This window comes from Gracilibacillus sp. Marseille-QA3620 (assembly GCF_054950035.1).
Genome location: NZ_CM143102.1, coordinates 2,705,508 through 2,719,582, shown reverse-complemented (window position 1 = coordinate 2,719,582; position 14,075 = coordinate 2,705,508). Strand labels below are relative to the sequence as shown.

The following is a 14,075-nucleotide window of genomic DNA, read 5'->3' as shown; positions in this document are numbered from 1 at the left end:
TGATATTCGACAAGGTCGGTCTGTTTTCCTATCCTATTCACGTTTTTGGAGCAGAATCGTAATGAGTCTATTTAACCATTTTTTGAATAGAGTGATTATTTCTGTTTGAAAAGATTTGAAAGAGTGATAAAGTATATAATTGATAATGATTATCACTATCAATACATATTAGCAAAAGGAGTTAGGACAGATGAAGAAGCTATGGAAAGCAGGTTTCGTTGCTGCGTTAGCGTTGAGCTTGGCTGCATGCGGTGAGGACGAGACAGCAAACAGTAAGGCAAAACAGGCAGATACTGAGGCAAAGGAAAAGACGGTTACTTACATGGATAAGGAGTATAAAGTTCCGGCGGATCCGACCATCGTGGCTGCAAGTCTTGAATCAATGGAAGACTTGGCCCTTTTGGATGTGAAGCCGGCCGGTGCACTTGCTGTCGGGGGAGAGCTGCCTTCTTATTTAGCTGAGGACCTAAAGGGCGCTGAGCTCATAGGGGACAAGATGCAGCCGAACTATGAGACGATTCTAGGATTAGACCCGGATATTATTCTTGGTACATCCAAGTTCCAGGAGGATGTGAAATCACAGCTTGAGAAAATTGCCCCGATGATGCCGATTTCCCACGTATCGACAGACTGGGAAGCAAACTTAACAGCTGTTGCTGAGCTGACTGGCAAGGAAGAGGAAGCTGAAAAGATTCTGGAAGAGTACAAGACTGATGCTGCGGAAGTGAAGAAATCTGTATCTGAATCCATGAAGGATAAAGACGTGGTCATCATCCGCCTGCGTGCCGGCAATTTGATGATTTATGGACAGGACTTATATTTAAACCCGGTATTATACACTGACTTAGGTCTAGAGGTTCCGGAAGAAGTGGCTGCTGCAAAAGCACAGGAAGCCATCTCACTTGAGAAATTGGCGGAAATGAATCCGGACTATATCTTCCTTCAATTTGAGGAAAGTGAAAATGCAGATAAACCGGAAGCACTCGATGAGCTTCAAAAGAATGCGATTTGGAACGGACTTAATGCCGTCAAAGCAGATCACGTATTCATCAATAGCGTCGAACCGTTAGCCCAAGGCGGAACAGCTTGGAGCAAGACACAATTCCTTGATGCGGTTCAGCAAAATTTGACTAAATAATGCGTATGGATAAGCCATGGAAGACTGCCCCTCCAATGATGATATTGATTGCCGCTCCCTTTATCATGGCAGCGGTGGTCATCTTATCAATCCTGTATGGGGCAAAGGATATCAATATTTCTATCGTCATGGATGCCATCTTCCATTATGACCCGAAGAATGTGGACCATGCGATCATTGTGACCTCAAGGCTGCCAAGAGTATTGGCGGCCTTGTTGGTTGGAGCATTCCTGGCTATTTCGGGGGCTGTCATGCAGGGGATGACCCGGAATTATCTTGCTTCCCCTTCTATTATGGGTGTCACCGATGGCTCAGCTTTCTTCATCACCATCGCGATGATTCTTATCCCTGGAGCCTCCAATCTGACGATGATTCTCCTGTCGATGGCGGGGTCTGCCTTTGGGGCGTTGATTGTCTTCGGGTTTGGTTCCTTGCTCCGTGGAGGCTTATCCCCGGTCCGGCTTGCAATCATTGGTACGGTGATTGGAACCTTCCTAAGCAGCCTATCAGCTGCGATGGCGACCTATTTCCAAATCTCGCAGGATATTAGCTTCTGGTATAATGCCAAGCTCCATCAGGCTGATTTGGATATGCTGCTTTTAGCCTTGCCGCTAGGTCTTGTTGGGTTCATTCTGGCCTTGCTGCTTTCCGGGTCTTTGACGATTCTCTCGCTTGGGGATGAGACGGCCGTTAGCTTAGGCCTGCGCACAACAGTCGTGAAGGCCTTGGCCATGGTGTCTGTCATTGCGATGACGGGTACGGCCGTCGCACTTGTTGGGAAGATTGCCTTCGTTGGACTGATTATTCCGCATATCACGCGCTTTTTGATTGGGGTTGATTATCGCTGGGTCATTCCTTGTGCAGGCGTTATCGGGGCCATATTCCTGGCCTGCTGTGATTTGGCAAGCCGCTTTATCAATTATCCATTTGAAACGCCGATTGGTGTGGTCACCGCCATTATTGGTGTTCCGTTCTTCCTCTATTTAATCCGGACGAAGGGAGGCGGAAAGCATGCGTAAGAAGAAAACGCATCTTCTCGGCATCCTGTCTGTGTTTGTTCTGTTAATCGCCGTAACGATTTACATCAGTTTGACAAACGGTGCCTTTGATATGACGGTCGGCGAGGTCGTCCGGACATTGCTCCGCATCGAGGGTAACCCGAAATTTGACTTGATTATCTTTGATTTCAGACTTCCGCGGATTGTTATTGCTGCTCTTGTCGGCATGGGGCTTGGAGTGGCAGGAACCGTCATTCAAGGCATCACGCGCAATGGGCTCGCTGATTCCGGCATCCTCGGAATCAATGCCGGAGCTGGTGCTGCCATTGTCATCTTTATGTTCTTCTTTCAAGGACAGCTCAGCAATCTGGGCACAGCCGGCATTATGCTGCAGCCGTTATTCGGCCTTGCCGGCGGATTGCTAGCCGCCTTATTGATCTATTTCTTCTCCTTTAAAGGGGGGCGGCTTGATACGGAACGCCTTTTACTGACTGGGATAGCGATTGGCTCCGGCTTTGGGGCGCTGTCCTTGTATGTGTCCTTGAAGATGAAATCAGCTGATTTTGAAATGGCGACGGTGTGGATCTCTGGAAGCATTTATAATGCGAACTGGATATATATTTTATCCATGCTGCCATGGCTTTTGATCCTGCTGCCGATCATTTACCATAAGGCCCATTTGCTTGACTTGTTTCAGCTTGAGGAAGCGACCGTAACGAGCATCGGCGTCAGGGTGGAGCGGGAGAAATCGATTCTGCTCCTGGCAAGCATTGGGGTCATCAGCAGCTGTGTATCCGTATCAGGCAGCATTTCGTTCATCGGCCTCATGGCCCCGCATATCGCCAGAAGCCTTGTTGGAACAAGGCATCGGGCCATAATCCCAGTGAGTGGGGCAGTTGGGATGCTGTTGGTGCTGCTATCCGACTTTATCGCCAAAACGGCGTTTTCACCGCTTGAAATACCGGTGGGAATTGTCGTCTCAATCATTGGCGTACCATATTTTCTATATTTACTCGTGAAAAGAAAGCAATAGGAGGGAAGCGCATATGGCAACGATTTTATCCGTCGAACAATTAGAAGCCCGTTATGAGGAACGCACGGTTTTCCGTGAATTGAGCATGGCGATTCAAGAGGGAAGTGTGACGACAATCATTGGCCCGAATGGCTGCGGGAAATCAACCTTGCTAAAGACGATGGGGAGAATCTTGAAGCCGAAGTCGGGAAAAGTATCCTTGCTTGGCAAGAGCTTGAGTCAGATGTCGACGAAGGAAATTGCAAAGAAGCTTGCCCTCCTGTCGCAGAACCCTGTCGCTCCTTCCCAGCTTAAGGTGGAGGAGCTCATCTCTTATGGAAGATACCCGCATCAAAGAAGGGGACACAGCTTAAGTGCGGCAGACTTTGATGTGATGGAATGGGCAATGGAGGTCACAAAAACGCTCGAATTCCGCGAGCGGGAGATGGACCAATTATCCGGTGGCCAAAGGCAGAAGGTATGGCTGGCCATGGCTCTCGCGCAAGAGACTGATCTGCTTCTCTTAGATGAGCCGACCACTTATTTAGATATGGCACACCAGCTCGATGTGTTGAAAATCGTGCGGGATTTAAACCAAAATCAAGCATGCACGGTTGTCATGGTCCTGCATGACATCAATCATGCTGCCCGGTTTTCTGATCAGCTTGTGGCGATGAAGGACGGCCAAATCAAGGCAATCGGCAAGCCGGAGGAAATCATGACGCCTGAAGTGCTTCGTGCCGTATTTGACATTGAGGCTCGTATTATTAAGGACCCTTATGATGGTGTTCCAATCTGTCTTGGATATGACTCCGTAACAACGCGTGAGGCTGTCTTATCGAACTAGGAGGCAAGGACATGACACAACAACAGTATCAACTGGAGGATTATGAGCTATTTATCTACAGCCCAGACATCGCTCCGCCTTCTGCCGGCTTTCCGGTGCTATACGTGCTTGATGGGAATGCTTTCTTTCATACCGTTTCTGATTTAATTCATCTTCAAGCAAGAAGGCAGGAAAAAACAGGGGTCATTCCGGCAATTGTCTGTGCGGTTGGTTATCCAGGAGATGCCCCGTTTCATCCAAGGCGTTTTTGGGATTATACGCCGCCCCAGGACACTTTACATGCACCGAAGAGACCGAATGGACAGCCATGGCCAGCGTCAGGGGGAGCAGATCAATTTCTTCGAACGATGGAAGAGGTCGTAAAGCCGTTTGTGGAAGCTCATTATCCGGTAAACCGATTAAGCCAAACACTATTCGGGCATTCACTTGGAGGACTGCTGACACTTTATGCCCTTTACACAAAGCCTGATGCCTATCAGCACTATATCGCAATCAGTCCTTCGCTTTGGTGGAACCGCTCCTTGATGAGGGGGCTTGAGCATGATTACTTGATTTGCTCTGCGGATAATCATCACCGTCTTTTCATGGCAGTCGGGTCAGAAGAGAAGGATTATTTAATTCAGGATGCGGCTGAGTTATTTGCCAGACTATATGATTCTAGCAAGATTCAGGTGGAATTTATGGAAGCGTCCGGGGAGAATCATCTATCGGTTGTGCCGACAGTCATGAGCCGGGCGCTGAGATTTGTTAATAGAGAAGATGAGTAGAGACTCTCCTTTTTGGAGAGTCTTTCTTCATCTGGCGGAAGGGGATTTTCATTAGTTGGGTGAATCGTATTTAAAGAGAGAGGGGAGTTCGGTGATCTGGAGAAAGTATCACTGGCTGCTCAGCGGGCTTGGTGTGTCTTATTTGGGAAATTGGGTGTATCTTGTCGCCTTGAATGTATATGTCCTGAATTTAACCCAATCTCCCGAAGCGGTAACGGGCAGTAAGACTCCCACGTAAAAGCACTTAAGAAAATCGAGAAGCATAGGTGGGAGATTAACTGTCCGTAAAAGCCCGATTGGTTTAACTAACAATCAGCAGGGATGAAGAAAACCCTTCTGATAGAAGTTTCACTTTACATTGTTGGACCGACGGCAAAAATATTGACGAGCTTTATTGCCGGTTCTTTCATTGATCAGATGGACAAGCAAAAATTGATGGTGTGGCCGGAAGCTTCTTCGGACCGAGCAGTACTTACTATATTACGAAATACATACCTGTTGAGGAAAGGCAGCGTTTTAATGCCATTCTCGGGACATTTAATGCCGGTTTCTTTTTACTCGGTCCTGCCTTGGCTGGACTTATTATTTTCTTTTATAACACCGATATGGCCATTTGGCTGAACAGTCTCAGCTTCTTTATTTGTGCCCTCATCATTTCTCGATTGCCAAAGGTGGGAGATGATGAGAGTGGGAAGGGAGCCTTGTTTCGTTTGCAACCATACGAAATGACTTTATGGGGGTGGGGCGGTTTTTGATCGGGAACCGTTCCTTTGCCCTGTTCTATGCGGGCTTCCAAATGACCTTAATGATGGCATTTGCTCTTGATTCTCAGGAGGTCACATTCATTAAGCAAAATCTTGGTGCCTCAGACAGCTTATATGGAATTATTGTCGCTTTAACTGGAGGCGGAGCGGGTGTCGGCGGAATTGCAACTGCTTCTATGACAGCAAAATTGTCTGTAAAAGCTTATATTGGATTCAGTTTTTTTGTTCACGATGGTTTTCTATACGATTCTTTATGCGACCAATATCCTATGGATGGGTGTGGCAGGCTTTATCCTGCTGGGGCTTGTCATGTCCTTTTGCAATACCTGATATGAAACCTATTATCAGAAAAGCGGCCCATCACATTTGATGGGCCGCTTTGACAGTGCGGCCACGATTGTTTTTGGCAGCATCTAAATCCTATTAACCTTTTTCTCGGCTTATTCGCCGAGATCTTCAATCTTTAGGTGGTAGCTGTCATAATGGCAGCAATAAGTGTTGTACTTGCTCTAGGGGTGCTGGGCCAGTTGTATTCTGTGAAGCTTATCCGCAAGGCTATTTGAGAGAATAGCAGCAATGGAATCGCTCAACCCCAGGATATTTTTCACCTAATGAGGAGACGCTGAAGCCGAACTTGCGATAAAAGGCGACGGCTTCCTTGTCAGTCTCAGCGGTGATTTGTTCTATAGCATTATTTATAAGTAGAAACTTAATCATCCTGCTGCCAACTCCCTTGCCCCTTGACTCTGGAACAACGGCAATATGTTTGATGGTGCACCGTTGTCCATTTCGTTCTATTCCGATGCAGCCGACTAATTGATTGTTTAGTATACAGCTAAATAGCTGTCGGTCAGCCGACTCGAGGTACTCTTTATACACTTCAACACTCCGCTGTGATGCAGCATAGGATAATAATCTGAACAGGGCTGGACTTGGATGTGGGGCAGTTATTTCAGTTATCAATCTCTTTTTCACCTCTGTTTTGTTGTATTTGCAATAAAACGTCCTTATACTAATGACATACTCATTAAGCAAGCTGCTTCCAGAGAGGTGGAATATACGTGAATTATAAAAGAATTACAGTAGAAGAGGATTTACAGCACGCCTTTCATATTCGAAAATCCGTGTTTGTAGAAGAGCAGGGTGTCCCGCTGGAGGATGAATTCGATGAAATGGATCATCTCGACGGGAATTGTGACCATATCTTAGTCTATCACGAGCGTCAGCCGGTCGGCACAGGAAGAATAAGACCTCATGATGGATACGGCAAATTGGAGAGGATCTGCCTTTTGGAGCCCTACCGCAAATTTGGATTGGGGAAGGTCATTATTCATGCATTAGAAGAAAGGGCGAGAGAAAAAAGACTAGGTAAAGTAAAGCTGCACGGGCAAACGCAGGCGGAAGGTTTTTATCATAAGCTCGGGTATGAGACAGCCTCAGAGGTGTTTATGGAGGACGGGATTCCACATGTGCTGATGTATAAAGAGTTAGGGATTGAACAGGTAGAATAGGAGAGAACATATAGCTGAGGAGGCCATTCTAGATTGAATGGTCTTTTTTGTTTTCCGTCTATTCGAATCTCTTATACATATAGTCATCATGACCAAACAATGGTATTCTTGTAATATATTTGTTTTTAAGGTTAAACGGTCATATAATAAAAGTAAACAAAAATAAACAAAAGTAACAATGATTATGTGGTCAGAAATAAAGGGGATGAATGAGATATGAAAGTGAGTTTGTTTGTAACTTGTTTGGCTGACCTATTCCAAAGCAATGTTGGAAAAGCGACAGTAGAATTGTTAGAAAGGCTGGGTTGTGAGGTTGATTTTCCAGAGTCGCAGGTTTGCTGCGGGCAGCCGGCCTATAATAGCGGTTATGTGAAAGAATCAAAGGAAGCGATGAAGAGGATGATTGCTTCCTTTGAGGCATCTGAATATGTGGTCTGCCCTTCTGGTTCATGTGCTTATATGCTTCATGAATATCAGCATATTTTCGCGGGAGATTCCGTCTGGGAAGAGAAGGCAAAGCTTCTGGCCGAAAAGACATTTGAATTAACGCAATTTATAGTTGATGTACTGAAGGTTGAAGATGTCGGGGCGCATTTCGATGGAACGGTTACCTATCATACATCCTGTCATATGACGAGATTATTGGGTGTCAGAAGGGCTCCGATGACCTTATTAAGCCATGTCAAAGGGTTAACTTACACGGAGCTTCCTGGTAAGGAGCAATGCTGCGGGTTTGGCGGGACTTTCTCCGTAAAGATGGGCAAAATTTCTGAGCAAATGGTCGATGAGAAGGTGTGCCATATTGAGGAAACCGAAGTTGAGTATTTGATTGGGGCAGATGCAGGCTGCTTAATGAATATCGGGGGACGCATCAATCGGAAAGGGAAGCCAATCAAGGTCCTTCATATTGCTGAGGTTCTTAACAGTCAGTAAGGACCTTTTATACATGATCGATATACCGATAAGGGCATTAATCGTACAGGGGGAGATAATAAATGGCAATGAAAATCAGCAATGAACAATTTAAGGACCGTGTGGATAAAGGCCTTCATGATGTGTTCATGCGCGGAGCTGTCTCAGGGGCCCAGGACGGTATGGGAATCAAGCGGAGAATGGCAACTGAGGAGCTGCCAAACTGGGAGGATTGGCGTTCTCATGGTGAAGAAATCCGCCAGCATGTGCTTGAGCATTTGGATTATTACTTAGAACAACTTAGTTCCAAGGTCGCTAGTCTCGGTGGTCATGTCTTCTTTGCTGAAACGAAGGAAGAGGCAAATGAGTACATCCGCTCTGTTGTTAAAAAGAAAGAAGCAAAGAAAATTGTTAAATCAAAATCTATGGTTACTGAGGAAATCAGCCTGAATGCTGTATTGGAGGAAGAGGGCTGTGAGGTGATTGAAACCGACCTCGGTGAGTACATTCTTCAAGTAGACGATCATGACCCGCCGTCCCATATTGTCGTACCGGCTCTACACAAAAACAAAGAACAAATTAAGGAGGTTTTTGCGGAAAAGCTGGGTTATCAACAGACCTCCAAGCCGGAAGAGCTGGCATGGCATGCACGTGAAATGCTCAGGAATGAATATATGACCGCTGATATCGGTATCACCGGCTGTAATTTTGCAGTGGCGGAAACAGGTTCCATTAGTCTGGTTACTAATGAAGGAAATGCTGATTTGGTGACAGCGCTGCCGAAAACGCAGATAACAGTGATGGGCATGGAGCGGATTGTCCCTACCTTTGAGGAAATGGAGGTGCTTGTCAGCCTGCTCACAAGGAGTGCGGTAGGACAAAAGTTAACAAGCTATATTACCGTATTAACCGGTCCTAGAGAAAAGCTTGATACAGACGGACCGGAAGAATTCCATCTTGTCATTCTCGATAATGGGCGTTCTCAAATACTAGGGGGCGAGTTTCAGTCTGTCCTTCAGTGTATCCGTTGTGCTGCGTGCGTAAACGCCTGCCCGGTTTACCGTCATGTGGGCGGACATTCGTACGGTTCCATCTATTCAGGTCCAATTGGAGCGGTGCTGTCGCCGCTATTGGGCGGCTATAAAGATTATAAGGAGCTTCCATATGCCTCCACGCTTTGTGGTGCATGTACAGAAGTGTGTCCAGTCAAGATTCCGCTTCATGAACTTCTCCACAAACATAGGCAGGTTATTGTCGAGGAGGAAGGGAAGGCGCCGATTTCAGAGAAGCTTCTTATGAAAGCGTTCGGCATCGGGGCTGCCTCACCTATGCTGTATAAAATGGGAACCAAGTTTGCACCCGCTGCCTTGAATTCATTTAAGGACGGCGACAGGATCACGAATGGACCTGGACCGCTCAAAGCCTGGACGGAGATTCGGGATTTTCCTGCACCAGGAAAGGAGCGGTTCAGGGATTGGTTCAAGAACCGTGAGAAGGAGGAGAAGTGAGATGAGCGGCACTGTTCATAATAAGGATAAATTTTTGCAAAACATTGCCTCAAGGCTTGGGAGAGAGCGAATCAAACAACCCGTTAAGCGGCCTGAATGGGCGTTCCGGCCACAGGATGAGGTACTGAAGGATGTGTCGCTTGACGGGCTTGTTGAGGTATTAAAGGACCAATGTCTTCGCATTCACACAAGTTTATTTCTTACTGAACTGGATGGTTTGTCTGCGAAGCTGAAGGAGGTTGTTGAAACCTTTGGGGGAGGCCCGATTGTAGCGTGGAAGGATCAGCGCTTCTCTCAGTGGGGGCTAGATTCGCTGTTCAATGATGAGCTTCATGTCAGCCAATGGAATCCGGCCGTGGGACGAGAGAATGTTGCTAAAGCGGAGGAAGCTAATATTGGTATCACAATCAGCGAAATAACCTTGGCGGAGTCCGGAACTGTTGTCCATTTCAGTGATGAGAATAAAGGCCGGACTGTCAGTTTTTTGCCGGCTTCTTATATCGCCATCGTACCGAAGAGCTCCATTGTTCCGCGGATGACGCAGGCAGCGCAACGAATGAGGGAGTTACATAATCAGACAGGGAGAGTGCCTTCCTGCATCAATTTCATCACAGGGCCGAGTAATTCTGCTGATATAGAGCTGAATTTGGTCGTCGGGGTGCATGGGCCAGTAAAGGCAGCGTATATTGTAGTAAATGATATATAATCAGACATTTAAAACAAAAAACAAAAATAAAACAAAAATATTCAAAAATAAATATAAATAATATATACTATAAAAGAAGTAAACAAATAAAAAACATACGAATGCAAACGGAGGTTTTGGAATTGGTCAAGAATTTATGGGATAAAGACAAGGCTTCACAGATTGAGAAGGGGTTAGGGGAATTGGTATACCGTTCCAATCTGATTGGTTCAGATCGTGCAGTCTGCAATTGGGGCGGCGGCAATACATCTATGAAAACAATCGAAAAGGATTTTCGCGGCCGTGACATTGAGGTTATGTGGGTGAAAGGGAGCGGCTCTGACCTGGCGACAATGAAAGCGCATAACTTCACCGGCTTAAATTTAGAGGATATCCATCCGTTAATCGAACGTGAGGAGATGTCAGATGAGGAGATGGTTGCCTATCTTTCTCATTGCATGATCGACAGCAAGCATCCCCGTGCGTCTATCGAGACATTACTGCATGCTTTCCTTCCATTTAAGCATGTTGATCATACTCATCCGGATTCGATTATCAGCATCTGCTGTGCTGATAATGGAAGACAGATTGCGGAGGAAATTTTCGGAGACCGTTATGTATGGGTGCCGTATGTACGTCCGGGCTTTACTCTTTCAAAGATGATTGCAGAGGGCGTCCGTAACAATCCCAAGGCTGAGCTTGTGTTAATGGAAAAGCATGGCCTGGTTGTTTGGGGAGAGACCGCGGAGGAAAGTTATAATAAAACGATTTCGATTATTAATGAAGCAGAACAATATATTACGAGTCAAATAGATAAGGATGCTGTGTTCGGCGGTTCAAAATATGCATCCATCGAGGATGAGGAAGCAATGACGCTCTTTGCCAAAGTGCTGCCAATAATCCGAGGTGCTGTCAGCGATGAGAAGAAAATGATTCTTGCCTATGACCGTAGCGAGGACATCTTGGAGTTTGTAAATAGTGTTCATGCGCCTGTTCTTTCTCAAGTTGGGGCAGCCTGCCCGGATCATCTTGTTCATACAAAACGGGTTCCTCTCTATGTTCAATGGGATCCGGAAACAAGAGATGCTGATGCTCTCATTGAGGCGGTTAAGTCTGGTATCGAAGGATTTAAACAGGAATATAAAGCGTACTTTGAACGAAACAAAAATGATGGGGACAGCATGTTTGAGCCTGCACCGCGCGTGATCTTGATTCCCGGTCTTGGGATGGTAAACACAGGCAAGGATACAGCGAATGCAAATGTGAGCGGAGCGCTTTATCATCGTGCCATCGCTGTCATGAAAGGCGCGACAGCACTCGGGAAATTCGTGTCTTTGAATGAAAACGAATCTTACAATATTGAATACTGGCCGCTTGAGCTCTATAAATTAAGCCTTGCGCCAAAAGAAGCCGAGTTCTCGAGAAAGGTAGCCTTTGTCACTGGCGGAGCCGGCGGAATTGGCAGTGAAACCTGCCGCCGTTTTGCAGCGGAAGGCGGGAATGTCGTTATCGCTGATTTAAACCTTGAAGGAGCGGAAAAGGTCGCTGCTGAAATCAATGAAACGTATGGATCCGGACGCGCGATTGCGGTCAAGATGGATGTAACAAGTGAAGAGCAGGTCCAGGCTGCCTTTGAACAAACAGCCTTAAGCTTCGGTGGCGTGGATATTGTCGTTAATAATGCTGGCCTTGCGACTGGAAGCCCATTTGATGAAACAACACTTAAAGAGTGGAATTTGAATATGAATGTGCTTGGAACTGGCTATTTCCTAGTTGCTCGTGAAGCCTTCAGGCAAATGAAGCAGCAGGGGAACGGCGGAAATATGGTGTTTGTAGGCTCGAAGAATTCAGTCTATGCTGGTAAGAATGCTGCAGCCTACAGCTCCGTCAAAGCGATGGAAACTCATTTGGCGAGATGCATTGCAGCAGAAGGCGGCGAGTTTGGCATTCGCGTAAATTCGGTGCTTCCGGATGCTGTCCTGCAAGGATCAGCAATTTGGGATTCAAGATGGCGTCAGGAGCGTGCAGAGGCATATGGAATTGAACCTGATCAGCTTGAAGAGCATTACCGCCAGAGAACGACATTGAAGGTGAATATCTATCCAAGCAACATCGCAGATGCCATTGCTTTCTTTGCTTCCTCTAAATCTGACCGGACAACCGGCTGCATGCTAACAGTTGATGGTGGAGTGCCGGCTGCATTTACGCGCTAAGCTTGCTAGATTTAAGAGATGGCTTATTCCTAGGCCATCTCTTATTTTTGAAGGCAAAATAGGACATGTGTCCTTCAAGTGGAACGTCATCCTTTTTGATTGATTTATTACAAAAAGTATTATAAATGCCCGTATATCATGTCTTACTATCTTTGAACCAGTTAATAACAGCTAGTTAGCAAAAAGGCAAATAAAGACATAAAATTAGCCGAATGGAGACATTGGATTCTTTTTGATATCTAGTATGATGATTATATGGAAAACGCTTTCAATGCGAGGTGATGGAAAATGACAAAATACTGTGCGGCTATCGATATTGGCGCTTCGAGCGGAAGATTGATTTTGGGTTATCTTGAAAGCGGTTTATTGAGGTTAAAAGAAATCCATCGATTCGAAAATAAAATCATAGAGAGGTCCGGTTCGTTTTGTTGGGATGTTGATAGGCTATTCCAAGAGATTATAGAAGGGCTACGCAAATGCGGAGAGGAAGGGTTTCAGCCGGAAAGCATCGGCATCGATACATGGGCAGTGGATTATGTTCTTCTTGATGAGAACGACGAGCGCATAACGGATGCGGTTTCCTATCGCGATCCGCGGACAAATGGGATGATGGATGAAATTTTTAAGCTGCTGCAAAAAGAGGAATTGTACTTGGAGACGGGAATCCAATTCCAAAAATTCAATACGATTTATCAGCTGTATGCGCTGAAACAGCAGAATCCTGAGGTGCTTGAAAAGGCGAAAACCTTCTTGATGATCCCCGATTACTTCAATTATCTTTTGACAGGAATAAAGGCAAATGAGTACACAAATGCGACGACCACTCAATTGGTCAATGGTTTCTCGAAGCAATGGGATGATAAGATTCTGGATTTAACAGGCTTAAACAAGGAGATGTTTCAGGAGATTTTGCTTCCGAAAACGGTTCTTGGGAACTTGAAGAGCGAGCTTGCTGCTGAGCTTGGATATTCATTGAAGGTCATTCTGCCTGCTACGCATGATACAGGCTCTGCCGTGATTTCTGTTCCTGAGCAAGAAGAGACCATTTATATTAGCTCGGGTACTTGGTCGCTGATGGGTGTGGAAAACCGCTTCCCAATCTCAATCCAGAAGGCATTGAATTATAACTTTACCAATGAAGGGGGCGTCGATTACCGCTTTCGCTTCTTGAAAAATATCATGGGTCTTTGGATGATTCAAGAGGTGAAGCGCAATTATGATGATAAGTACTCTTTCGCGGATTTTGTGGAGCTTGCCAACAAAGCAAATACTTTCAACTCAAAGGTTAATGTGAATGATGATCGCTTCTTAAAGCCAGATAATATGGTTTTAGAAATCAAAAGATTCTGTCAAGAGACTAATCAGAAGGTTCCTGACACTCCTGGAGAAGTTGCTAAGTGTGTATATGATAGTTTGGCTGATTGCTATAAAACAGTTGTAAATGAAATTGAAGAGATTTTTGAAAAGAATTTCAAACAAATTAATGTGATCGGCGGAGGTTCCCAAAATGAAATGCTCAACCAACTGATTGCGGATGCAACTGGTAAAGAGGTTTATGCAGGACCTGTCGAAGCTACAGCCATCGGCAATCTGGTCTCGCAATTAATCGCTCTAGGAGAAATATCTGATATTCAAGAAGCCCGTTCTATTATTAAGCAATCATTTGAGTTGAAAACGTATTTATCAAACACGAAAATTGTTAATTTATGAGGGAGGGTAT

At 45.6% G+C, this 14,075-nt stretch carries 14 protein-coding genes; 13 read left to right on the top strand and 1 reads right to left on the bottom strand.

Annotation, left to right across the window (positions count from 1 at the left end; translation table 11 throughout):
- The first annotated feature begins 190 nt into the window (after nucleotides 1-190).
- From ACY8DX_RS13770 to ACY8DX_RS13740, 7 genes are all read left to right on the top strand, one after another.
- Nucleotides 191-1,138: an ABC transporter substrate-binding protein gene (locus ACY8DX_RS13770; RefSeq protein ID WP_462405433.1), complete on the top strand. Its 948-nt coding sequence runs from the start codon at nucleotides 191-193 to the stop codon at nucleotides 1,136-1,138.
- Nucleotides 1,139-1,143: 5 nt separating this feature from the next.
- Nucleotides 1,144-2,157 (top strand): FecCD family ABC transporter permease, encoded by a 1,014-nt coding sequence (locus ACY8DX_RS13765; protein WP_439802936.1) that lies wholly within the window; start codon nucleotides 1,144-1,146, stop codon nucleotides 2,155-2,157.
- Entirely contained in the window at nucleotides 2,150-3,169 is a 1,020-nt protein-coding gene (locus ACY8DX_RS13760) for a FecCD family ABC transporter permease (RefSeq protein ID WP_462405432.1), read from the top strand. The genes ACY8DX_RS13765 and ACY8DX_RS13760 overlap by 8 nt, the downstream gene beginning before the upstream one ends.
- Nucleotides 3,170-3,182: 13 nt before the next feature.
- Nucleotides 3,183-3,995 (top strand): ABC transporter ATP-binding protein, encoded by an 813-nt coding sequence (locus tag ACY8DX_RS13755; RefSeq protein ID WP_439802934.1) that lies wholly within the window; start codon nucleotides 3,183-3,185, stop codon nucleotides 3,993-3,995.
- 11 nt (nucleotides 3,996-4,006) lie between these two features.
- A complete protein-coding gene (locus ACY8DX_RS13750; protein WP_462405431.1) occupies nucleotides 4,007-4,762 on the top strand; it encodes an alpha/beta hydrolase in 756 nt (251 codons plus the stop codon).
- A 440-nt stretch (nucleotides 4,763-5,202) separates the two neighbouring features.
- Nucleotides 5,203-5,517 (top strand): MFS transporter, encoded by a 315-nt coding sequence (locus ACY8DX_RS13745; protein ID WP_462405430.1) that lies wholly within the window; start codon nucleotides 5,203-5,205, stop codon nucleotides 5,515-5,517.
- Nucleotides 5,514-5,861: a hypothetical protein gene (locus tag ACY8DX_RS13740; RefSeq protein WP_462405429.1), complete on the top strand. Its 348-nt coding sequence runs from the start codon at nucleotides 5,514-5,516 to the stop codon at nucleotides 5,859-5,861. Before ACY8DX_RS13745 ends, ACY8DX_RS13740 begins: the two co-directional genes overlap by 4 nt.
- A 220-nt stretch (nucleotides 5,862-6,081) precedes the next feature.
- Here ACY8DX_RS13740 and ACY8DX_RS13735 read toward each other — a convergent pair whose 3' ends face one another.
- On the bottom strand, nucleotides 6,082-6,489 hold the full coding sequence (locus ACY8DX_RS13735; RefSeq protein WP_462405428.1) for a GNAT family N-acetyltransferase: 408 nt from the start codon (nucleotides 6,487-6,489) through the stop codon (nucleotides 6,082-6,084).
- A gap of 98 nt (nucleotides 6,490-6,587) precedes the next feature.
- On the opposite strand from ACY8DX_RS13735, the gene ACY8DX_RS13730 reads away from it, so the two are divergent.
- From ACY8DX_RS13730 to rhaB, 6 genes are all read left to right on the top strand, one after another.
- On the top strand, nucleotides 6,588-7,037 hold the full coding sequence (locus ACY8DX_RS13730) for a GNAT family N-acetyltransferase (RefSeq protein WP_462405427.1): 450 nt from the start codon (nucleotides 6,588-6,590) through the stop codon (nucleotides 7,035-7,037).
- 216 nt (nucleotides 7,038-7,253) lie between these two features.
- Nucleotides 7,254-7,970: a (Fe-S)-binding protein gene (locus ACY8DX_RS13725; protein ID WP_462405426.1), complete on the top strand. Its 717-nt coding sequence runs from the start codon at nucleotides 7,254-7,256 to the stop codon at nucleotides 7,968-7,970.
- A gap of 62 nt (nucleotides 7,971-8,032) precedes the next feature.
- Nucleotides 8,033-9,457 (top strand): LutB/LldF family L-lactate oxidation iron-sulfur protein, encoded by a 1,425-nt coding sequence (locus ACY8DX_RS13720; protein ID WP_462405425.1) that lies wholly within the window; start codon nucleotides 8,033-8,035, stop codon nucleotides 9,455-9,457.
- 1 nt (nucleotide 9,458) lies between these two features.
- Entirely contained in the window at nucleotides 9,459-10,163 is a 705-nt protein-coding gene (locus ACY8DX_RS13715; RefSeq protein ID WP_462405424.1) for a LutC/YkgG family protein, read from the top strand.
- Nucleotides 10,164-10,285: 122 nt separating this feature from the next.
- Nucleotides 10,286-12,355: a bifunctional aldolase/short-chain dehydrogenase gene (locus ACY8DX_RS13710; protein ID WP_462405423.1), complete on the top strand. Its 2,070-nt coding sequence runs from the start codon at nucleotides 10,286-10,288 to the stop codon at nucleotides 12,353-12,355.
- A 288-nt stretch (nucleotides 12,356-12,643) separates the two neighbouring features.
- Complete coding sequence (gene rhaB / locus ACY8DX_RS13705) at nucleotides 12,644-14,065, top strand: rhamnulokinase (RefSeq protein WP_462405422.1); 1,422 nt, start codon at nucleotides 12,644-12,646, stop codon at nucleotides 14,063-14,065.
- Nucleotides 14,066-14,075 lie beyond the last annotated feature (10 nt).